The sequence below is a fragment of the Candidatus Nanosynbacter sp. HMT-352 genome (assembly GCF_022819365.1).
Classification (GTDB): Bacteria; Patescibacteriota; Saccharimonadia; order Saccharimonadales; family Saccharimonadaceae; genus Nanosynbacter.
In genome coordinates this window covers 301,603-323,078 of record NZ_CP089289.1, presented here as the reverse complement: position 1 = coordinate 323,078, position 21,476 = coordinate 301,603, and the positions used below count along the sequence as shown (strand labels likewise).

19 protein-coding genes and 3 tRNA genes are annotated in these 21,476 nt (G+C 44.9%); 6 read left to right on the top strand and 16 right to left on the bottom strand.

The features are described 5' to 3' along the window. Positions 1-42: 42 nt before the first annotated feature. The 7 genes from LRM49_RS01710 to LRM49_RS01680 form a co-directional block, all read right to left on the bottom strand. Positions 43-354, bottom strand: coding sequence for a nucleoside triphosphate pyrophosphohydrolase (locus tag LRM49_RS01710; protein ID WP_243778133.1), 312 nt, complete (start codon positions 352-354; stop codon positions 43-45). A gap of 179 nt (positions 355-533) precedes the next feature. Then, positions 534-1,496 (bottom strand): hypothetical protein, encoded by a 963-nt coding sequence (locus LRM49_RS01705; protein ID WP_243778132.1) that lies wholly within the window; start codon positions 1,494-1,496, stop codon positions 534-536. A 142-nt stretch (positions 1,497-1,638) separates the two neighbouring features. Continuing rightward, positions 1,639-5,472 (bottom strand): DNA-directed RNA polymerase subunit beta', encoded by a 3,834-nt coding sequence (rpoC, locus tag LRM49_RS01700; RefSeq protein ID WP_243778131.1) that lies wholly within the window; start codon positions 5,470-5,472, stop codon positions 1,639-1,641. Position 5,473: 1 nt separating this feature from the next. Then, entirely contained in the window at positions 5,474-8,815 is a 3,342-nt protein-coding gene (gene rpoB / locus LRM49_RS01695) for a DNA-directed RNA polymerase subunit beta (protein WP_243778130.1), read from the bottom strand. Positions 8,816-8,984: 169 nt separating this feature from the next. Then, positions 8,985-9,629 (bottom strand): dTMP kinase, encoded by a 645-nt coding sequence (gene tmk, locus LRM49_RS01690; RefSeq protein ID WP_243778129.1) that lies wholly within the window; start codon positions 9,627-9,629, stop codon positions 8,985-8,987. 2 nt (positions 9,630-9,631) lie between these two features. After that, positions 9,632-10,075, bottom strand: coding sequence for an HIT family protein (locus tag LRM49_RS01685; protein ID WP_243778128.1), 444 nt, complete (start codon positions 10,073-10,075; stop codon positions 9,632-9,634). Continuing rightward, the gene (locus tag LRM49_RS01680; protein ID WP_243778127.1) at positions 10,075-10,788 is read right to left on the bottom strand and encodes a dCTP deaminase; all 714 of its coding nucleotides are present in this window, start codon (positions 10,786-10,788) and stop codon (positions 10,075-10,077) included. The genes LRM49_RS01685 and LRM49_RS01680 overlap by 1 nt, the downstream gene beginning before the upstream one ends. A 110-nt stretch (positions 10,789-10,898) precedes the next feature. On the opposite strand from LRM49_RS01680, the gene LRM49_RS01675 reads away from it, so the two are divergent. Both LRM49_RS01675 and LRM49_RS01670 read left to right on the top strand, forming a co-directional pair. Further along, on the top strand, positions 10,899-11,393 hold the full coding sequence (locus LRM49_RS01675) for a dihydrofolate reductase (RefSeq protein ID WP_243778126.1): 495 nt from the start codon (positions 10,899-10,901) through the stop codon (positions 11,391-11,393). A gap of 46 nt (positions 11,394-11,439) precedes the next feature. Beyond that, complete coding sequence (locus LRM49_RS01670) at positions 11,440-11,784, top strand: hypothetical protein (protein ID WP_243778125.1); 345 nt, start codon at positions 11,440-11,442, stop codon at positions 11,782-11,784. A 51-nt stretch (positions 11,785-11,835) separates the two neighbouring features. Here the strand turns inward: LRM49_RS01670 and LRM49_RS01665 are convergent, their stop codons facing one another. The 4 genes from LRM49_RS01665 to hisS form a co-directional block, all read right to left on the bottom strand. Then, on the bottom strand, positions 11,836-12,774 hold the full coding sequence (locus LRM49_RS01665; RefSeq protein ID WP_243778124.1) for a thymidylate synthase: 939 nt from the start codon (positions 12,772-12,774) through the stop codon (positions 11,836-11,838). A 91-nt stretch (positions 12,775-12,865) separates the two neighbouring features. Beyond that, positions 12,866-13,459: an ATP-dependent Clp protease proteolytic subunit gene (locus LRM49_RS01660; RefSeq protein ID WP_243778123.1), complete on the bottom strand. Its 594-nt coding sequence runs from the start codon at positions 13,457-13,459 to the stop codon at positions 12,866-12,868. Between the two features lie 7 nt (positions 13,460-13,466). After that, positions 13,467-14,756, bottom strand: coding sequence for a trigger factor (tig, locus tag LRM49_RS01655; RefSeq protein ID WP_243778122.1), 1,290 nt, complete (start codon positions 14,754-14,756; stop codon positions 13,467-13,469). Positions 14,757-14,782: 26 nt separating this feature from the next. Next, positions 14,783-16,117, bottom strand: a complete 1,335-nt coding sequence (gene hisS, locus LRM49_RS01650) for a histidine--tRNA ligase (protein ID WP_243778121.1) — start codon at positions 16,115-16,117, stop codon at positions 14,783-14,785. 216 nt (positions 16,118-16,333) lie between these two features. On the opposite strand from hisS, the gene LRM49_RS01645 reads away from it, so the two are divergent. After that, the gene (locus tag LRM49_RS01645; protein ID WP_243778120.1) at positions 16,334-16,765 is read left to right on the top strand and encodes a hypothetical protein; all 432 of its coding nucleotides are present in this window, start codon (positions 16,334-16,336) and stop codon (positions 16,763-16,765) included. Here LRM49_RS01645 and LRM49_RS01640 read toward each other — a convergent pair. Beyond that, complete coding sequence (locus LRM49_RS01640; protein WP_243778119.1) at positions 16,762-17,298, bottom strand: TrmH family RNA methyltransferase; 537 nt, start codon at positions 17,296-17,298, stop codon at positions 16,762-16,764. The genes LRM49_RS01645 and LRM49_RS01640 overlap by 4 nt on opposite strands. Positions 17,299-17,572: 274 nt before the next feature. On the opposite strand from LRM49_RS01640, the gene LRM49_RS01635 reads away from it, so the two are divergent. After that, the gene (locus tag LRM49_RS01635; protein ID WP_243778118.1) at positions 17,573-17,779 is read left to right on the top strand and encodes a hypothetical protein; all 207 of its coding nucleotides are present in this window, start codon (positions 17,573-17,575) and stop codon (positions 17,777-17,779) included. A 154-nt stretch (positions 17,780-17,933) separates the two neighbouring features. Here the strand turns inward: LRM49_RS01635 and LRM49_RS01630 are convergent. Continuing rightward, a tRNA-Leu gene (locus LRM49_RS01630) sits at positions 17,934-18,020 on the bottom strand. A 40-nt stretch (positions 18,021-18,060) separates the two neighbouring features. Next, entirely contained in the window at positions 18,061-19,671 is a 1,611-nt protein-coding gene (locus tag LRM49_RS01625; protein WP_243778117.1) for an FAD-binding oxidoreductase, read from the bottom strand. A gap of 84 nt (positions 19,672-19,755) precedes the next feature. On the opposite strand from LRM49_RS01625, the gene LRM49_RS01620 reads away from it, so the two are divergent. Further along, a tRNA-Leu gene (locus tag LRM49_RS01620) sits at positions 19,756-19,840 on the top strand. Between the two features lie 128 nt (positions 19,841-19,968). On the opposite strand, the gene LRM49_RS01615 is transcribed toward LRM49_RS01620, so the two are convergent. Beyond that, positions 19,969-20,430 (bottom strand): hypothetical protein, encoded by a 462-nt coding sequence (locus LRM49_RS01615; protein ID WP_243778116.1) that lies wholly within the window; start codon positions 20,428-20,430, stop codon positions 19,969-19,971. A gap of 318 nt (positions 20,431-20,748) precedes the next feature. On the opposite strand from LRM49_RS01615, the gene LRM49_RS01610 reads away from it, so the two are divergent. Next, positions 20,749-20,825: transfer RNA gene (locus LRM49_RS01610), tRNA-Val, on the top strand. A 99-nt stretch (positions 20,826-20,924) separates the two neighbouring features. Here LRM49_RS01610 and LRM49_RS01605 read toward each other — a convergent pair. Then, complete coding sequence (locus LRM49_RS01605) at positions 20,925-21,101, bottom strand: hypothetical protein (protein WP_243778115.1); 177 nt, start codon at positions 21,099-21,101, stop codon at positions 20,925-20,927. Positions 21,102-21,476 lie beyond the last annotated feature (375 nt).

Genomic DNA, 21,476 nt, shown 5'->3' with positions numbered 1-21,476 from the left:
TTCCTTGCATAGAATAGACATAACTTATCACACATACTTACCCTAATCCATCACCTCCACTAGGAATATTTTCTTTTCAAAGCCGCCGCGTTTTTCTGCTTTTTCTGCGCGAATTTTTTCTAATTCTTCTGCGGTACAACCATGCAGGCTTGCGAGAGCATAGACTACTTCCATGATATCGGCAAGCTCATCAGTATTTTTATCTTTTTTATATTCCTCAACTTCTTCGACTAGCTTTTTTGTAAGCTCCACGTCATATTCTTCTGCTGTAAGTATTTTGTGAGTTGATTTTTGACCGTTGGCCTTAATGATTTCCAAAATTTTATCGCGGACAAGTTTGTTATATACTGGCATAAAACCCCCTTTAATTGTTTATTACGTTGCTTACGGCATTTATGAGCGGCGTGCATTCGTCATACGTATTATCATATCCCAAACTTATCCTTACCGCACCATTTAGGCGAAGTGTCAAGTTCTCCATATTGAACTAAGTCATCAATTATTATATAACTTTTTCCCTATAAAAAATCAATTTAAAGTAAAAGTTCCGCCTCAGTCCACCATCCGATATTATCCTGCGATGCATGCACGCCGCCTTCAGATTCCAGTCTGATAACCCGACTAAATCCGTTCAGCACCAGTTGCGTTGCTAAGCGATTATTTAATTCTCTTGGACTGACTTTACTTTCTGTGCCGTTTAAGATAGTTAAAGCAGTATCTCCGTCAATTGCTGGGTTTTTTCTATTCTTAGCCTCGATAATCGTATTTCCGATATCATGACGATTAATAGCCCACGGATAATAAAACAGTCCAGCCGTTCGACGAATCGCAAGCTTAGCCAGACTCTTCGCTCCATTAATACCTCTTAAAGCAACCCATTCGGGATTATTCTTCAATATATCCGCGTACCCGTCACCGCCGTGCATCATAAAATTGGCAGCAAACTGTAAAAAATTATTCTCTTCACCAAGACCAGCCGTTTCCCATAAGTCCATCCGCTCCAGATGAACTTCTTCCGGTGCGGTACACACAATAGCCGACGCAACGTGAGCTCCAAGCGACGCCCCCACAACTCGACTAATTGAGTCAAAGTCCAGACCGACATAGTCCAACCCTTGAGCAATAGCATCCCACTGTTTTATGGCGCCAGGCTTAAAATCCCCCGACAGAAGTGCCTGCTTAATATACCCAGGCATCTTCGGTAAATCAAATTCAACACCTGGGTTATCTACATATAGCACCACACCACCCTCTATAGCTGCGGTGGCTTTTGCCCGCTCCTGAGACAATGGATTATGTAGCGTGCCATCAGACCACTGAGGTAAGATTATCGTAGCTTTCCCGTTAGTATCTCCTTGACGAGCATCGGCTACATAAACACCCAGATTGTTATCCGTTATGATTCGCCCGTAAGCAACATCGTCCCAGCCATTTGGCTTTGACACCTGGCTCCAATCCTCTTCAGGCATAGTCTTGGCTATAAATAATTCGCTCACAATCGAATCTCCATTTCTTAACAATCAATCTGAACATTTCATCTTCATTTAGTGTATGCGTATTATACAACCTTTCTTGTAAATAATCAATAGAAAACCGCCCCGGAATTGAGGCGGTTTCTGTAGTTACGAAGCCTACTTATTAAGCAGCAACTTCTTCTTCGACGAATTCGTCTTCGCTCGGTGTTTCGAGTTCTTTGCCTTCTTCGACAGCACCAGTTCCTACTGGAATCTTGCGTCCGATGATGACGTTTTCCTTCAAACCGTGCAAGTGGTCGGCTCGACCAGATACGGCGGCGTTAATCAAGACGCGAGTAGTATCCTGGAAGGACGCAGCTGATAGCCATGAGTCGCTCCAGATTGACACCTTCGTGATACCGAGTAGCAATTGCGTGTAGCTAATCAAGTTCTTACCTTCAGCAGCCAATTGCTTATTCGCATTGACCACAGCAGCCTTAGAAACGATGTCGCCAGTCACGAATTCGCTATCACCAGCATCTTCGATTTGCACGCGGCTAAACATTTGGCGAACAATAATCTCCAAGTGCTTGTCAGCCACGTCCTGACCCTGAGCAGCGTAAATTCGCAGAACTTCGTTAATGATGTAGCGCTGAGTTGCCTCAACACCCTTAAGTCGCATCAAATCGTGCAAGTTCAATGATCCAGCCGTCAATCGATCACCAGCTTCGACAACATCGTTTGCCTTAACGACCAACTGCATATTGCCTGGAATTTCGTAGCGAGTTGGTGAAGCAGCCTCTGCCGCTATCACCAAAGTATCTTCAGCCGACTCAATCACACCGTCAAATGGCGCGATCAAAGGTCGAGTGTCGCTCTCGCCAGTTGCCAAGACGTCGCCAGCCTTAACGCTTGAGCCAGCCTTAACTACAACAGTTCGGCCTTCCAATGGCAATCGCTCAACCTTACCAGATTCTGGTGTAATTTGAACGATATATTTCTTGCCATCTTCCCAAACGTCAACCAAACCAGCAACTTCCGTAATGAATGCTTGACCCTTTGGTGTGCGCGCTTCAAACAATTCTTCAACACGAGGAAGACCTTGGGTAATGTCACCACCAGCAACACCAGAGTTGTGGAAGGTACGAAGCGTCAACTGGGTACCCGGCTCACCGACTGACTGAGCGGCGATAACACCGACTGGCTGATGATTGCCAACCAATTTACCAGTCGACATATCAATACCGTAACTTCGCTGCGGAATACCGTTAAGATTGTTCGTTGATAATACAGATTGAATCTTAACGCTTTCAATGCTTTCGTCGTCGTCAATTGAATCTGCGATTTCACGCGTGATCAATTCGTTCTTATTGACGTGACCTGGGATTGTTTCAGCAGCATAACGACCAGCCAAACGGTTTGAGAAGTCAATCATCGTCTCTTCGGTTTCTGATCGGTAAATTGCGTAACCTTCATCGTCACCATCAGCATCTTCAACAGTAAAGACATCTTGTGCAACGTCTACCAAACGACGAGTCAAGTAACCCGAGTCGGCAGTCTTAAGAGCCGTGTCAATAAGACCCTTACGTGCACCACGGGTTGCGATAAAGGCTTCAAGGCTAGACAAACCGCCGGTGTAAGAGCTGCGGATTGGAAGCTCAATCTCATGGTTGGTTGCGTCCATCTGAACACCAATCATCGCGCTCGCCAACTTCACGTTGGAAATATCACCACGAGCACCAGAGTTGACCATCATAGAGATACTGGTATCCATGTGTGCCAATTGGTCTTTCAGGAATGCTGTAATCTTATTGTCAACGTTTCGCCATGCGCTAACCGTCAAGTTGTATCGCTCTTCCTCAGTAATCAAACCTTGGTCGAATTGCTCAGAAATCAAAGCTGCCTTAGCATCACCTTCAGCCACAAACTGAGGGATTTCCTCGAAGTGGACGTAGTCGGCCATACCAGTCGACACAGCCGCAACCGTAGCAAAGCGGAAAGCCTGACCCTTCATACGATCTGCAATCTTAGCAGTTTCCTCGGCGCCATACTTGTTGAATATTTGCGCCAACACCTTCTTAAGCTGCTTCTTGGTCTGGACATTATTGTCATACGGGAAATCTTCAGGCAGAATCTCATTGAAGAAGACGCGACCCAAAGTTGTTTCACGCATTTTACCTTTCGCAAAGATGCGAATTGGGGTTTGCAAGTGAATCACGCCATTGTCGTAAGCCATTTCTGCTTCGTAAACAGAGCTGTAAGTTTTAACCTTGTCAGTCTGAGCTTGCGGCTTGTCGTAAGTCAAGTAATAGTTACCAAGCACGATGTCCTGCGAAATGTGCAGCACTGGCGCACCATCGGCAGGCTTCAATAAGTTGGCAGTCGCACTCATCAATTCACGAGCTTCAGCCTGAGCCTCTTTCGATAGCGGCAAGTGAACAGCCATCTGGTCACCGTCGAAGTCGGCGTTAAATCCGGCACAAACTAGCGGGTGCAACTGAATAGCTTTTCCTTCAACCAAAACTGGCTGGAAGGCTTGAATTGACAAACGGTGCAAACTTGGTGCGCGGTTAAGTAGAACGTACTTACCTTCAATTGCTGAATCCAGCGCGTCCCAAACTACCGCTTCACCAGCTTCAATTAGACGTGAAGCCGAGCGAATATTGTGCGCAAATTCATTCTTAATCAACCAGCTAATCACGAATGGCTTGAACAATTCCAGCGCCATTTGCTTTGGCAAACCACATTGGTTAATCTTCAATTTTGGACCAACCACGATAACCGAACGACCAGAATAGTCAACGCGCTTACCAAGAAGGTTCTGGCGGAAGCGACCCTGCTTACCCTTTAGCATATCACTCAAGCTCTTCAAGCTGCGACGACCACCAGTCGAGCTAACTGCGCGACCGCGTGATGCTGAATTGTCAATCAAAGCGTCAACAGCTTCCTGAAGCATGCGCTTTTCATTGCGCTGAATAACTTCTGGCGCGTTAAGCTCAATCAACTTCTTTAGGCGATTGTTTCGGTTGATAATTCGGCGATACAAATCGTTCAAGTCAGATGTCGCAAATCGACCACCAGACAACGCCACCATTGGGCGAAGATCCGGAGGAATAACTGGCAGAACGGTCATACATAGGCTTGATGGCTTAATGCCAGCAGATTCCATACTTTCAAGCATCTTCAAGCGCTTTAGCAACTTCTTCTGTCGCTGACCTTTCGCAGTTTCAGCCTCCTCCGTCAATTCAGCGATAAGCTTTGGCAACTCAATCTTGTCCAAAAGTTCCTTGACCGCACTGGCACCCATGCCAACTTCGATCAATTCGTCATATTCTTCTGGCAAGTTGCGATATTCGCTCTCTGAGATCAAAGCGCCCCTGTTTAAGCTCTCCAATTGAGATTTCTTACCAACGTAAGATTCTTCCAATTCCTCGACTTCACGGCTCTGCTCTTTCGCTAGTTGCTTAACGTCAGCGCCATCTTCTTCAGCCATTTTTTCGTAGCGGATTTTGATAGCCTTACGAGCTAAATCAGTTTCCGCCTCCAAATCTGCCAAATATTGATCACGAGTTGCTTCGTCAACACTTAAGATAACGTAAGTTGCAAAGTAAACGATTTTCTCAATATTACGAACCGTCATGCCAAGCAACTGGCTCATTGCGCTTGGAGTGCCGCGCATAAACCAAATGTGCGCTACAGGCACTGCCAATTGAATGTGGCCCATTCGCTCACGACGAACGATTGACTTAGTGACTAATTCGCCATTCTTATCGACAGCAGCTTCGCGTGAACGTACGCCCTTAAGCTTTGAGTCGTGTGGATTGATATCCTTAACTGGACCAAAGATTCGCTCACAGAACAATCCGTCGCGCTCTGGCTTTTGTGTGCGATAGTTAATTGTTTCTGGCTTCAAAACTTCGCCGTAGCTCCATTTCAGAATGTCTTCTGGGCTAGCTACCGCCAAACGAACCGCGTCAAAATCGCTGATGCCCGTTGCGTTAAATGCAGAATTTGCCATCTTACGCGTCCTCCTTTATTTCTTCTACTTCATCAATATCTTGCACGCTCATGCCATCGTCAATTTCACCGATGTCATCTGATTCGTCCAAGTATGTTTCTTCTTCCTCATTGTCAGCGGCAACGGTCTTGTCTTCCGGACCACTTGAAGCAATAACGTGTTCAGCATCAACTGTTGCCTCGTCGTCAACCAAGTCAACTCGAAGACCCAAACCTTGAAGCTCCTTAACCAACACGTTGAAGGACTCTGGAAGTTTTGGACCAACAATTGGTTCGTCCTTAATGATTGACTCGTAAGCCTTTGCGCGACCGTAAACGTCGTCGGACTTAATTGTCAACATTTCCTGCAAGGTTGCAGCGGCGCCGTAAGCTTCCAATGCCCAAACCTCCATTTCACCAAAGCGCTGACCACCGTTTTGCGCTTTACCACCAAGCGGCTGCTGAGTAACCATCGTGTATGGACCAGTTGAGCGGGCGTGAATCTTGTCAGAAACCATGTGGTGCAACTTAATCATATGCATCACACCAACTGTCGTTCGTTCCTCAAACGGTTCACCGGTACGACCGTCAAACAATTGACTCTTACCGTCACGCGCCAAACCAGCTTTTTCTAGCTCATCAGAAATCTTCTCACTCGGAACACCGTTAAATGACGGAGTTGCTACACGGTAACCCAATGCTCGCGCCGCCATACCAAGGTGAGTTTCAAAAATCTGACCAAGGTTCATGCGGCTTGGCACACCAAGTGGGTTCAAAACCACGTCAACTGGCGTACCGTCCTCTAGGAATGGCATATCCTCAACAGGAAGAACTTTCGCCACAACACCCTTGTTACCGAATCGTCCAGCCATCTTATCACCAACGCCAATCTTTCGCAATTGCGCAACGAAGATCTGGATTTGCATCAAAACGCCAGCCTTCAATTCGTGACCATTTTCACGACTAAAGATCTTAACGCCAACAACTTTACCGCCGCCCGCGTTGTTCATTCGCTGCGATGTATCACGAACGTCCTTAGCTTTCTCGCCGAAGATTGCGCGAAGCAAACGCTCTTCAGAGCTCAATTCCTGCTCGCCCTTTGGTGTAATCTTACCAACCAAAACATCGCCAGCCTTAACCTCGGAACCAATTTGAACAATTCCGTTCTCGTCCAAGTGGCGCAAACTTTCCTCGGAAACGTTTGGAATATCGCGCGTCACAATCTCTGGACCAAGCTTCGTCTCGCGAACCTCAACGGTGTAATCCTTAATGTTGATACTTGTCAATCGATCATCTTCAACCAAACGACGACTCATAATAATCGCGTCTTCCATGTTGTAGCCACCCCATGGCATGAAGGCAACCAGAAGGTTTTTACCTAGGGCAATTTCACCGCCGGCAATTGAAGCGCCTTCAATCAGAATGTCGCCCTTCTTCACCTTATCGCCACGCTCAACGCGGACTTTTTGGTTGTAACAACGATCGTCATTGTTCTTCACGAAATGCTTCAACGTGTAAATCTTTACGCCGTCAGCATATTTAACATGGACTTCGTCGGCATCAGCGCGAACAACTTCGCCGTCACCACTAGCCTGAATCAAGTGACCACTATTCTCGGCCACGGCCTTTTCAATTCCAGTACCAACAGTTGCGGATTCTGGACACAATAGAGGAACCGCCTGGCGTTGCATGTTTGAACCAGTCAAAGCACGGTCAACGCGCGTCTTTTCAATAAACGGAACCAACGCCGCAGTCGAACCTAGAATCTGACGGTGAGCTGCATCCATGTAAGTAACCTGGCTAGCATCAACTTGAGATGGCTGCATATTACTGCGGGCGTTGACACGCTCGTCGCGGAAAGTCCCATCTTCGTTAAGAGCCTCACCAGCATCGGCAATAACCTCACCAATTTCCTGTGAAGCATCCAAGTAAACAAGTTCGTCGGTCACTTTGCCATCTTTTACGCGAAGATACGGAGTCTCAATAAATCCGTATTCGTTAACACGTGCGTAAGCCGCTAAGTTCAACACCAAACCGATATTCGCACCTTCTGGCGTTTCCACTGAACAAATACGACCATAGTGAGTTGGGTGGGCATCACGAACCTCAAATCCAGCGCGCTCACGAGTCAAACCGCCAGGACCAGTCGAGCTCAAGCGTCGCTTATGGCTCAATTCTGACAATGGGTTAACTTCGTCAAGCAGCTGTGATAACTGGCTTGAAGTAAAGAATTCACGAACAGCCGCAACAATCGGACGAGCGTTGATCAATTGGCTTGGGCTAACACTTTCCAAATCAGCCACGCTCATACGATCCATCGCGTTGCGCTGCATTCGAAGCATACCAACGCGGAATTGTCGAGCAATCAATTCACCAACCAAGCGAACTCGGCGGTTGCTCAATGCGTCAATGTCGTCGGCTGGCTCTTGCGTATTGTTCAAACGAATAACTTCACGCAAAATCGCCACCAAATCGCTCATCTGCAACGTACGATTTTCTGCTGTATTTGCAACATCCAGACCCAAGCGTTGGTTCAATTTATAACGACCAACCCGCGAATAATCGAACCGCTTGAAGTCAAAGAACATTCGCTCAATCATCTGACGAGCGTTATCAACTGTCGCCAAATCACCTGGACGCAATCGACGATAAACCTCAATCAATGCCTCATTTGCACCACGAGAAGTATCCTTGTCCAAAGTTTCGTCAATGTATTTTACGTCGCCAGTATCGATATCAGCGAACAATTCCTTAATTTCACCAGTCTTTGGATAACCCAAAGCGCGCAATAAAGTCGTTGCTGGCATCTTGCGGCGGCGGTCAATTTTTACGTAAATCGCGCCATTAGAAGCCGTCTCAAATTCCATCCAAGCTCCACGTCCTGGAATGATTTTTGCGCCGTAGTAATTACGTCCCGCTATTGTTTCAGCAGTGAAGAAAACACCAGCAGAGCGAATCAACTGGCTAACAACCACGCGCTCCGTACCGTTGATAATGAACGTACCGCGCTCGGTCATCCATGGATATTCACCGAGGTAAATTTCCTGCTCTTCAACTACGCCAGTTGTTTTATTTGTCAATTCAACTGTTGCGTGTAGCGGAGCTTCAAATGTCAAGTTGTTTTCTTTGGCAAATTGGTCAGTGTTTTTTGGCTCGCCAAAATAATATTTGCCGAACTTTAATGACAACTTCTGACCAGTGTAGTCGTCAATTGGGTTAATTTCTGAAAATATCTCACTCAAACCTTCTTCGACGAACCAGCGCCAAGAATCTTTTTGGTGAGCGATTAAGTTTGGTAGCGGCAGGGCATTATCACCAGAGGTGAAATAGACGCGCTCGCTACTTGTGGTTGGTTTTTTTGCCACAGGCGTAAACACTCCTCGCTTTAATTAGTGGTTAATAGACGGCCGTGAAGATCTCTAATTCATAGCCCAAAATCACGATTTGCCACTCGCAATTTTCACCCGCCATGAATACACTACTTCTATAACTACTCATTATGACGAAAAGTGTCAATAAAATCAAGGGGTTTTACTAGTGTTTTTCAATATTATCAATCAACATATCATGAACTTCGTCAATTGTCCCGTCAGCAGAAATTACCGGAATTCCGTATGCCTCGGCAATCTCCAAATATCCATCGTCGACTTTTTTCTGAAAATCTTGTCCGCGCGACTCAAAAGTGTCGGGATTTTCCAGCTCACCGCGCATAGAAATTCGCTCTTCCCGCTTATCACGACTCAAACTTAAAATAACCATAACGTCCGGCTTCAGATATCTTTCATCGGTGAACAGTTCTGTCAATCGCAGGATCTCTGACTCGTCATAACCTTCGCCTCGTCCCTGATAAACCAGCGTTGAAATATAATTTCTCGCACTCAAAACAATTTCCCCACGCTCCAACGCAGGCTGAATTTTTTCCCGCCACAATTCACGCCGAGCTGCAGAAAATAGTGCCACATTCACCGCCGCAGAGCGAGCCAGATCGCCATTTTTAATCACTTTTCGAAGTTCATTTGCTATTGGAGTTGATTTTTCTGGATCGTCACTTCCCGGCTCTTCAATCACGCAAACCGTTCGCCCGATTGACCGAAAATATTCCGCCAATTTCGCGACCTGCGTCGACTTGCCCGTCCCGTCATTGCCCTCGATAACTATATATTTTCCCGCGTCGTTCATCATCACCTCGTAATCACAGTATGCGGCTTATTCAGATAAAGCATCATCTTTTTCGCCTTGCCGTCAACTTTTATAAAATGCGTATGTTGGTGCGCCATTGACCTGGTTTTACTTCCTTGCGCTCGGGCGTAAATCGAATAGCCGTCATTCTCAAATTTCGCAATCTGATTCATATAGTCAATCTTTTCCTCGTCGCTCAAATTCGCCAGCGAGTCCACGTGTCGTTTCGGTATTACCATCAAATGGTCGTCCACGCCGCAGCCATCCCAAAAATTATAACCAAACCTATTCTTAATGATCAGACAATGCGCCGTTTCACCAACGACCTGATCTGTGTGATGTCTTACCAATTGACAAAAATCGCAGCCGTCAGACTCGTGCTTTTTCCTGTGATTAATATATTCTTTCTCTTTCGTCCGTGAGCGAAACATTGAACCTGCCATCATCACAAAATCCCCTCGCCAAGTCCCGCGATTTCCATCGGTTTATGCCGACGGTCCTTAAACGCCCGCGGCAACATCATTTCTGGACGCCAAGTTCTTATCAATTCATCCAAATCGTCAGTGTGCTGATATTTACCGCTCATTCCGCCGCGCCCACTAGCATATCCGCCGTCAACCTGACCAGTGTGATGAAAAATCAATTGCCCAATTCTCTCACCGACAGGCAAAACTACGCTCTCGTGTTTATTCAAATTGTAAATCTCAAGCGTAATCCGATTGATATATCCCGGATCAACCCAGCCAGCGTCAAAACACACCGCCACGCCGTTTCGCCCCCAAGAGCTACGACTTTTCACCTCAGCCGCGCCGCCATGCGTCCGAATCCCAACAAATTCGTGCGTATGCGCCAAAATTCGCTCACCAGGCTTCAAAACGATAATCGGATGATCTGGCGGAATATTCTTAAATTCCCGAAAACCGTGCCGCTCACACCATTCGGCATGCGGAATTGCCTTAAGCGGACCCTTGAAGTATCGATTGACATCAGACTCGTCAAACGGATTATAAACTCGCGAAATATCGTCATATTCTTGTTTATAAAAATTAAAGCCTAGCGTAAAATCTAAGCTGGCTTCCGATACGTTTTTTGGGTTGAACGGCGTACAGACAATTGTCCCGTCTTCAATCGCCGCTAATATATCTTTATTTGAGTACACGCTCACTAAACACCTCCCATTGCGTGATTTTTCTACCAAATCTTATTATGACAAGTTTATGCATTCCTATCAAGCTTTCAGTAAATTTTACAGCATGTTAAACTGAAATTATGGAAAAAGCCATTATTGTAGCTTACGATAAAAACCGCGCCATCGGACAAAATGGCGATATGCCGTGGGGGCGAAGTTTGCCGGCCGACTTGGTGAATTTTAAGCGTTTGACGAGAAATAGCAATGTCATTATGGGCAGAAAAACGTTTGAGTCAATTGGTTCGCGACCACTTCCAGACAGAGAAAATATTGTCATTTCATCCAAGCCGACTGGTGTTAAAAAAGTTCTTACGGCTATGAATTTACGAAGCGCCCTGGCTTTATCGCGATATCCGACTTTTATTATTGGCGGCTCACAAGTTTATAAAGACGCGCTAGACATTCCAGAAATTGACACTATTTACGCCACAGAAATTGACGCCGAGTTTCCCGATGCTGACACTTTTTTCCCAGAGATAAATATGAACATATGGGAGGAAGTAGGTCGCGTACATCATTCGGCAGATAATGAAAATAGTTACGATTTTGATTTTGCGACGTATAAAAGAAAATAGCCTTCTTAAGTTGACAGTATTTGGTATTCGTGGTATAGTATAGGGTATGGACGAACGATTTACAATACGAGCTACAGCCATTGAACGTATAAAAGGCACTACGATTGCGGACCTACCAGAGGGTAGAACAATAATACTATCTGGCAAGCCTACCGCAGAAGGCGCGATATTCAAAGATAAAGCCCCTGTTGTAGAAAAATGGACAGAAAAAGACGAAAAAGGTAGAACAGTAGCTAGAACAGTGGGAAAGTATGCAACTATACTATATGATACCGCTACTCGAGAGTTTAGTGTTATTCTACCCGATCAAGAGATTACTGGCCTACGACAGTCTGGTATTGAAAACGACAATTATATGATTCTTACAACTAAAGAATCTGATGAGGAATAGACATCGATCACCTCAACCGACGGGCGCAAATCACTGACCGCAAGAATCACACTACACAGCAATCGGCGCTTTTATCGCTGGATAACACTCATAATTCTCCAAACGGATATCATCAATAGTGAAATCGTCAATATTCTTAATGTCTGGGTTGAGCCATAACTTAGGCGGCGTTAGTGGGTTCCTCGATAATTGCTCGTCAACTTGCGCGCGATGATTATTGTAAATATGTGCGCTATTTAAGGTATGGATAAACTCGCCGGGTTGTTTGTCGGTAACTTGAGCGACAATCGACAAAAGCAGCGCGTAACTGGCAATATTAAACGGCACCCCAAGGAACATATCCGCCGAGCGCTGAGTCAGCGCCAAATCCAGCTTGTCCTTCTCGCCGTTCTTGCCAGGTCTTACGTTAAATTGAAACATCGTATGGCACGGAGGCAGCCCGCCAGATTGAACGATGTCATCAATTTCCGCCACATTCCACGCACTCACGACATTCCGACGCGACTCTGGATTTGTCTTTATCATGTCAATGGCGTTCTGAATCTGGTCAATAGTTCCGTCCTTCCCGTCCGGCCATTTTCGCCATTGGACACCATAAACTGGCCCCAAATTTCCCCATTCTTCAGCAAACGCGTGATCGTTCGCAATCTTATCAATAAATTCCTTCATTCCAGCGCGCCACTCGTCGCCGTTAATTTCTGGTATTTCCTGACCGGTTTTTTCTAGGTAATTTTTATATGGCCACTCGTCCCAAATATGAATGCCGTTTTGCGCCAAATATTCAATATTGCCCGTACCCTTAAGAAACCATAAAAGCTCATGAGCAACGCTTTTGAAATATAGCTTCTTCGTGGTCATAGCCGGAAATCCGTCCGCCAAATTATATCGCGTCTGTATACCAAAAATTTCCATCGTCCCCGTTCCCGTACGATCACCTTTTTGCATACCGTTATCACGAACGTATTTCAATGCGTCTAAATATTGCCTCATAAACCCTCCTCGCTTACTTCAAATTATGACAATATCCACCAAAAACCACAAGCAGAATTGCCAGTAGTTTTAACAACAAGCACGCAAATTTTTACGACAATTTAGTCAAGACTTTATCAATCAGTCCGTACTTTACAGCTTCATCTGGCGTCATCCAATAGTCACGCTCCATGTCAGACTTGACCTTAGCCAACTTCTGACCGGTGTTTTTCGCCATAATCTTCGCTAGCATCTCCTTAACTTCCAAAGTTTCCTTCATATCAATTTCCATGTCGGTCACTTTTCCGTGCGTTCCAGAAGACGGCTGATGAATCATAATCTTGGCATGTGGCAAGCAAAACCTCTTACCCTTAGCACCAGAGCTAAGTAAAAACGCCCCCATGCTTGCCTGCAAACCAATTCCATACGTCGCCACATCGGGCTTAATAAAATTCATCGTGTCATAAATTGCCATGCCGTCATAAACACTACCGCCTGGACTATTGATATATAGCGATATATCAGCCTGCGGGTCAACATATGCCAAATGCAGTAATTGCGCCACTACACTGTTCGCGGTATGTTCGTTAACGTCTTCACCAAGGAAAATAATCCTCTCATTCAACAATCTCGAATAGATATCAAAAGCACGCTCGCCGTCGGCCGACTTTTCAACGACAGTTGGAATGAGATATGATTTTGGCATATTTACCCTATTTCTTCGTGTTTAATTCGACCAATTTAGCAACGGTCTTATCTGTAATCATTCGGTTGGCAATGTCGCGATGGACGTTTGGATTGTCAAATTGCTCTAATATTTTCTTATCTTTGCCGTATTGTTGCTTGAAGAAGTCAATTTGTTTCTGGATTTCATCACGAGAAGCGTCAATCTTCAATTCCTTCGATAATTCAGCCAACACCAAGCCAGCCTTAACGCGCTTTTCAGCCGCTGGACGAGCCTCTTTCTTCGTCCACTCTTCTTTATCCTTGAAGCCCTGAGTTTTCAAATAACTATCCAAACTCAGTCCGCTATACATCAAATTCTGAGTCAAATCACGCTCGATTGATCGCAATTGATCCTCAACCAAAAGTTCTGGCAGCGCAGCTTTACTCTTTTCCGTCAACTCACCAACTAGCGCGTCCTTAAATTTCTCATCAGCTTCACGCTCTTTTTGCGCGGTAAGTTCACGCTTGATGTCCGCTTTTACTTCTTTCATCTCTGTAAATGGACCACATTTTGCAGCAAATTCATCATTTAGTTCTGGCAATTTCAATTCATTAACCTTGTGAAGCTTCACAGTAAATACAACGTCTTGACCCGCCAGATTGTCAGCGTGATAATCCTCTGGGAATTTCAATTTCAAATCGAACTCTTCACCAGCCTTATGACCAATCACACCTTCTTCAAATCCAGGAATGAATTGACCTTCACCAAGCTTCAAGCCATATTCCTTAGCCGAACCGCCGTCAAACGCCACGCCGTCTTTCTTTCCCGTAAAGTCAATCACAGCCTCGTCGCCGAGCTTAGCGGCACGCTTGACCTCTGATTTTTCAGAATAGTTTTTACGGATTCGCTCAATAACCTCGTCGACATCTTTATCCTCGACCTTGGCTACTTCTTTTTTCGCTGTCAATTTTTTATAATCGCCCAATTTTACCGGCGGAATAACTTCAACTTCAGCCGTAAATTCCAACTCAGCGCCCGGCACAAACTTCTTCACCTCAACACTTGGTCGATCCAAAGCTTGCAATTTTTCCTGTAGAAATGCCTCAGCTACTGCCTTTGACAAAGCATTCTCTAAAATCTGCTCCTGAAGTGCATTCGGATCAACGTGCTTAGCGGCTATGCTTGCGGGAACTTTTCCTTTGCGGAAACCTGGAACTTTGATGTCGCGCGCCAACTTTGTCAAGGAAACCTGCTCTGCGTCAGCCAATTCGCTAGCGCCCAAAGAAATCGTCAATTGAACTTTAGTATCTGATAGTTTTTTTACAGTAGTCTTCATAAAGACTAATTATAACAGATATCAGGCTATACCTCAAACAGAGCGTCTTCATCGCCATCATATCGGCGATCTTTGACAATTGTCACAATTCGTTCAGCACCAACCTTTTGCTCATCAGATTCCACCAAGTTTCGAACCGTGTATGCACCGCTAGCAATTTCATCCTCACCCACGAACACCGCAAACGGAATTTGCTTTTTAATTGCCGCTTTTATCTGCTTGTCAATCTTTCTACCAGTGATATCCAACTCCGCTCGCACGCCTTCGCTGCGCAATTTTCGTGCCAAATCGTCCGCGCCAGCCATAGATTCTTTCGACACCGGAATTATGTACACATCTGTTTTAGACGCCAATTTAGGCAACAAATTGTGCACTTCCAAAAATTGTTCCATCGTTGTTGCACCCATGCCAACGCCTACCGTAGCAATCGGTTCAACGCCAAATAGCCCGACCAATCCGTCATATCGTCCGCCGCCAAACAACGCTCGGTTATTCTCTGGCGAATTATCAAAAAGCTCAAAAACCATGCCCGTGTAATAGTCCAGTCCGCGCATCAAAGTAACATCAAACACTGCATTCGTGATGCCTTTTTGGCTAAGCAATTTCATCACTTCGCGAAGTTGCTTGACGCTTTCATCTTCCATCAATTCGCTCGGCAAATCATCAACAGACTTCATACTGATCATTTTTGCTAACTTCGGCAAACCTTCCGAAGCTTGACTACCAAAAATCTCAATCGCCTGACGCTTAAATTCTTCGGCAGGAATCTTATTTTTCCTATCAAGCAGCTTCATCATCATCGTCGAACCAACAATATCAAGCTTCAAAAATTGGCTCATCAGACGATTTATCAATTGGCGATTATTAACCCTGACCGTAAACATTTCTTGCTTGGCGCCAAAATTCATCACGCTAGCGTGACTCAGCTCAATAATCTCCGCGTCCGCCGCCGCGCCGTCCACGCCAAACAAATCCGCGTTCAATTGCCAAAACTCACGCTCACGCCCACGTTGCGGTCGTTCATAGCGCATAAAATTAGCAATTGAATACAGCCGCGCAGGCATCGCCAGTTCCTGACGCTTAGCCGCCACCATTCGAGAAATCGACGGCGTCATCTCAGGGCGAATTGCCACCATTCGACCGCCACGATCCTCAAAAGCGTATGTTTGCTCGCCCGCCAATTCCTGACCCGACTTCGCCAGATAAATATCTAGCGGCTCCAACAGCGGCGCACCGTATTCTTCATAGCCAAAACTCTCAACCGTCTTGTGCCAAACATTAAAAATGTAATTCTGCAGACGCTTTTCCTCTGGAAAATAGTCTCGCGAACCTTTGTAACTTTGTGTAGATAAACTGCTCATGTTAGCTCCATTATGTCATTATTTCTTATTTATAGCAATCAAAAACGCCGAGGCAGGACTCGGCGCGTACAATCAAAAATCAGAGTCCTACCTCGGCAACACGTGTGAATGATGGAATTTAGGTAAAATCATACGTCTATTATAGTAAATTTTATGCTTTTTGTAAAGTAGGAACTGGCGGAGTTATTGCGAGAAATAATGGTGTATCATTAATTTATGGACAACATCACACATCGCATCGCCGAATCTATTCGCGCTAACGATTTTTCCGCCTACCAACACGAGCGCTACCCCACTGTCCAAGAGGGAGAGGTTGTTCGATTTGTTGATGAGGATTTTCATGACGTTGATTTCGACCAGTTTGTCATGGGCTTTTTCGTGTTTCAGAATTGTAATCTGGACGACGCAAAGCACATCTACGGGCAACCAATTTATTTTACCAATTCGTCGGTTCGGAATGTGGATTTTCGTGGCGTAAAAGCTATTATTGAAGCGGAGGACTGTGACTTCCGCGGCATCAAATATGATGAGGAAACACAATTTGTCTATGGCAGCGGGAAATTGGCGGCACGATCGCGTTTCATAAATTGCAAATTAGATAATAAGACTCGTGATTTTTTGAGCCAACAAGGCGTAGAAATCAACTAATTGTTTTCCGCCAGCACATTTTGCTGCAGCCAACAATACATCGCCACGGTAGCCGCCGCACCGACGTTTATGGAGCGAGTCGAGCCAAACTGCTCAATCGCCACAATCTGATCCGCAGCGTTCGCTAATTCCGCAGAAATCCCAGGCCCTTCTTGTCCAAATACCAAAACCGCACGCTTCGGTAAACTCGTCTGCGACATATTAACACTTCCTGGGATATTATCAATAGCAATAATTTCCCTGCCCTCATCACGCATTTTTTCAACAAACTCTTCCGTCGTCGCCAAATATGTAATGTGAAGATATTTATCCGTCATCATCGCACCGCGCTTATTCCATTGCCTGCGCCCAATCACATAAATCTGCCGCACACCAAACGCATTAGCACTCCTGACAATTGTCCCCATATTAAAATCTCGCTCGGTATTTTCCAGCGCAATCACCAAACCGTGATCTTCAGAATCCAACTCATTTATAATCTCCGATTCGCTCCGACCCTTAAACTTATCAATGACGTTTCTTTTATCTTCCATCTCTGTTATTTTATCAAAGTTCCTGAACAAATAACAAAAGTTGAGAGCCTTCTATTGACTTTTTTACACAAGTGTGATATAAGTGAAAGTAGCTTTCGTTGATGAGTTGAGTAAATCCTTGTCCGAAAGCGTACTTTGACAGGCAATCGAATACAAGGTGAGGTTTTATTTCTTTTTTGAATGCCAAGAGAAATAAGATCTCGTCTTGTATTGTTAAGAGAACAATACTTCGCTGCACACCCGCAGAGATGAGAACACCAGAAAGGTAAAGGCAATGAAAGACCTTCGAGATTTTACAGGAGACTTGGACGATCTTGAGACCGAGCTTAAGTCTCTCTACCGCATTGCGGGAGAGGAGGCGCGAATGACTCTCAACGGGGCTCGTCGTTGGGATAACCAAGTGGAACGCTTGGACAACATCCTGGACGTCCTTCGGCAGGATGCCGAGATGCTCTCCGAGGACGACTCGTCTGAGTCCTAGAGTTTGACACCTCTAGGGACACCAGCGATTCGATAGATCTACATGGCAGGCAGTTGTTCTTTTGCGATTGCCTGTCATGTAGACTCTGAACTTATGACATTAAAAATCACCCTAACTACGGGTGATTTTCTTATGGTGAAAAATTGTCAAATATTGGTGCGGATGAAAGGACTTGAACCTTCACGTACTTGCGTACACTAGCACCTGAAGCTAGCGCGTCTACCAATTCCGCCACATCCGCATGGGCTACGCGTCAATTATAGCCCAATTCTCAACCAGTATCAAGCTTGATTACGAAGCTTACACCACGCGTTTAATTCCGCCGCCAACTCCTTTGGTTGAGCCTCCGCTTTAATTCCTGGATTAAAAATTCCAGCTGGATCAAAGATTTTTTTCACCTTCGCGTATAATTGTTTTTCATCATCTGGCAGATTTTTATAGATAAAGTTAGCTTTCAACCTTCCGTCACCACCAAATCCTGCAAACGAGCCTTCATACTTATCAACAATCTGAGAAATTTCCGCCAACAACTGAAGAATCTTCTGGCGTTCACTCACCTTTTTACTATCAAACGTCGGATGTAGAGAAATATAATCGCTTGAAAAGTCAACAAAAACTGGCAAATCCACGCCGTACTTAGACTCCAGAGACTTCAACTCGCTAAGAAAACTATCAATCTTTTCTGGCGCCATTAAAATCCCAGAGAAAACGCGTGGCGTAATCATATGCGGCTCGCTTGGAGTTTCCGCCAAAGCCAAAACAGAATGCAAGCTGAACAAATCCTGCTCTTCCAAATGTAGAGTTTTTATGCCAATTGCTTCTGATGATTCCAATTTTCTAGTCAATTTCTTCGCGGCTTTATTACGCGCTCTGTCAGAAAAGTCGTCAAAGATAGCCAAGACTACCGCACCCTTAAAACACTCTTTCGGTGCCCACTCAACTACCTTACCGACGACCGCAGCCTGACGGAAGAATCGCCCGTCGATTATTTCCACCGCCGACGCCTTATTTTTCATCGCTAATTCCACGGCTGATTGCGCGTCAGACAACTTTTTATATGATGCGGCAACAACTGAATATTCTGGACGGATAAATTGCGCCTTCATAATAACTTCGCAAATCACACCCAGACTTCCCTGACTACCAATAAACAACGGCGTCAAGTCAAACGACCCGTCTTTTTGCTTCACCCGAGAAATCCCACTGTAGCCAACCGTATCTGGCAAAGCTGGATCCATTTGCGAAATCAGCTCGGCGTTATCTGAGATTAAATTGTCAATCTCTCGATAAATCTCGCCCTCAAACGTCGATAAGCCTTTTTTCTTACTCAATTCGCGTCGAGATATGCGACCAGTCTGGATCACGTCGCCATTACTTAGGACAATTTCAAGCTGCTGAATGGCATCAGCAAAACGGCCATGCGCGCCAGATAACATTCCAGACGGAGCTGTGTTAATTGCGCCACCAATCGTGCCTTCTTCCGCCACATATGAAGTTCGCGGCAAGCCCAAGCCCTTATGAGTAGACAAAGTTGCGTTGATTGCCGAAAGAGAAATTCCCGCTTGAACATGAATCAGTTGCTGGCGAGGATCAATACCAAACACACGATTCATATACGTTTTTTCATCAATTGCAATGCCTTTATTCGTCGCTGCGCCAGTTTCATCATTGCCACAACCACGAACAAACACAGGTAAAACATGACCTTTCTCTGCCAATTGAGAACAAAATCGCATCACTTTTCTGATGTCGTTCATATTAGCCGCACGAACAATCATTTCTGGTCGGCGCACCAAAAGTCCATTGTCAACTTCAACTTGACTCAATGCAAAATCCTGCGACGCGACTTCGCCGCTAAGATGCTCATTCAAATATTTCGCAACTTTATTCATCAATCCTCCTTAGCATGTTACTTCAATTTTAACATAAGCGCGGACAGTTGATAAGTAGAATTTGTTTTGATATAATCGGGTTATGCGGATGTGGTGGAATTGGTAGACACGCATGCCTTAGGAGCATGTGCCTCACGGCGTGAAGGTTCAAGTCCTTTCATCCGCACCAAGAACTGAGATTTTTCACTATAAAGAAAATCACCCATGCTCAGGGTGATTTTTAATGTCATAAGTTCAGAGTCTACATGACAGGCAATCGTAAAAGAACAATCACCTGCCATGCAGAGTAGAGAATCGCTAGGATTGCAGGTAATCACTGGAAATCTTCATGATATGGAGAAGGGTGTCATAGATTGTGACCTGAAGATCAGCCACTGAATTTGCCTCTTCTTCGTTTTCCATGGGGATGCTGGGGATGCTCCCCAAGACCTCCTTAATGATTGCGAATGATAGTCTGGCTGATAGAGCCTCGTCGAAGACACCTTCTACGGTGTCTTTTGCGTCAAGCCCATCAGAGTCCACCCCCTCTTTGTCACACTCCCCAAGGAAGTAGTAGTATACGAGATTTCCTAGACTCTCCGTATGATCCTGTACTGATTCAATAGACTTTCTGAAGCAGAGCTCCTTGACGGGATCTTCAAAACGGAAATCATTGAGGATATCATCGAGGACAGTGCGACGAATATCCTTCCAAAATAGCCTGAGCAATTTGGTTGACATATTAAGGTGGAATACGTAGGTCTCGAATCGCGTGGACATGGTTTTCACCTTTCTTCTGGTGTTCTCATCTCTGCGGGTGTGCAGCGAAGTGTTGTTCTCTTAACAACACAAGATGAGATCTTAGTTCTCTTGGCATTCAAAAAAGAAATAAAAACTCATCTTGTATTCGATTGCCTGTCAAAGTTCACTTTCGGATAAGGATTTACTCAACTTATCAACGAAAGCTACCTTTATTTATACCACACTTGTGTAAAAAAGTCAATAGGATACGCTCGGCGTAGCTTGTCAGGACTTGAAGCCTGAACTATAATTAGCTCACATCACGAGTTCGTTAGATAAAACGACAGATGTAATTACGGGAAATTAGCTCAGTTGGCTAGAGCGCACGATTCACATTCGTGAGGTCACAGGTTCGAGACCTGTATTTCCCACCATTTTTGACAATTTTTCACCATAAAAAAATCACCCATACTCAGGGTGATTTTTAATAATTGGAACAAGCATGAAACTTGTGCTATAAATTGACAAACGAACTAATATTCTCTATTTTCTGGCAAAAATTCTATTTCCTCAGCACAGTCCTCAGCACGGTCCTGCATTGCCTGTTCGCTCGCTGCATCCTCATCAGATAACGCTTCTTCGCGGTCAGGACAAGTAGCGCACCACAATATTCCAAGAATACCTTCAGCCTCCAATGTAAGCTTTTTCACTTCGGTACCTAACCCTGACCCTCTAGTTGCGATGCCTCCAAGCTCCCCAATTATACAACTCAGTCTTTCAAAATATTTTTCAGTATCCAAAGGCTGTAGCTCGCCAGACATAAATTATCCTCTCCTTAATAGTCATCTCTTATATCGATAAGTTCATTGATGAAACTAGTTTATTATTTATATCACATGGACATAAAAAATCAACACAGCCGCCGCCAGATTGACTTTTTATTTATTTAATGTCAACCGAAAAAATAACACAAACTATAATTAGATACACTTCTTAGTACCATCTTCTAAAAACTTTTCACCTCTATTATTTCGTGATATAATTACCTTAAAGGAAGGTCTGTGCTAATATCAGACCATATTTTT

Excerpts from the sequence above, each read along its gene's own strand:
- LRM49_RS01710 (WP_243778133.1), bottom strand. The coding sequence starts at position 354 with ATGCCAGTATATAACAAACTTGTCCGCGATAAAATTTTGGAAATCATT.
- rpoC (WP_243778131.1), bottom strand. The coding sequence starts at position 5,472 with ATGGCAAATTCTGCATTTAACGCAACGGGCATCAGCGATTTTGACGCG.
- tmk (WP_243778129.1), bottom strand. The coding sequence starts at position 9,629 with ATGAACGACGCGGGAAAATATATAGTTATCGAGGGCAATGACGGGACG.
- LRM49_RS01685 (WP_243778128.1), bottom strand. The coding sequence starts at position 10,075 with ATGATGGCAGGTTCAATGTTTCGCTCACGGACGAAAGAGAAAGAATAT.
- LRM49_RS01675 (WP_243778126.1), top strand. The coding sequence starts at position 10,899 with ATGGAAAAAGCCATTATTGTAGCTTACGATAAAAACCGCGCCATCGGA.
- LRM49_RS01670 (WP_243778125.1), top strand. The coding sequence starts at position 11,440 with ATGGACGAACGATTTACAATACGAGCTACAGCCATTGAACGTATAAAA.
- LRM49_RS01665 (WP_243778124.1), bottom strand. The coding sequence starts at position 12,774 with ATGAGGCAATATTTAGACGCATTGAAATACGTTCGTGATAACGGTATG.
- LRM49_RS01660 (WP_243778123.1), bottom strand. The coding sequence starts at position 13,459 with ATGCCAAAATCATATCTCATTCCAACTGTCGTTGAAAAGTCGGCCGAC.
- tig (WP_243778122.1), bottom strand. The coding sequence starts at position 14,756 with ATGAAGACTACTGTAAAAAAACTATCAGATACTAAAGTTCAATTGACG.
- hisS (WP_243778121.1), bottom strand. The coding sequence starts at position 16,117 with ATGAGCAGTTTATCTACACAAAGTTACAAAGGTTCGCGAGACTATTTT.
- LRM49_RS01645 (WP_243778120.1), top strand. The coding sequence starts at position 16,334 with ATGGACAACATCACACATCGCATCGCCGAATCTATTCGCGCTAACGAT.
- LRM49_RS01640 (WP_243778119.1), bottom strand. The coding sequence starts at position 17,298 with ATGGAAGATAAAAGAAACGTCATTGATAAGTTTAAGGGTCGGAGCGAA.
- LRM49_RS01635 (WP_243778118.1), top strand. The coding sequence starts at position 17,573 with ATGAAAGACCTTCGAGATTTTACAGGAGACTTGGACGATCTTGAGACC.
- LRM49_RS01625 (WP_243778117.1), bottom strand. The coding sequence starts at position 19,671 with ATGAATAAAGTTGCGAAATATTTGAATGAGCATCTTAGCGGCGAAGTC.
- LRM49_RS01615 (WP_243778116.1), bottom strand. The coding sequence starts at position 20,430 with ATGTCCACGCGATTCGAGACCTACGTATTCCACCTTAATATGTCAACC.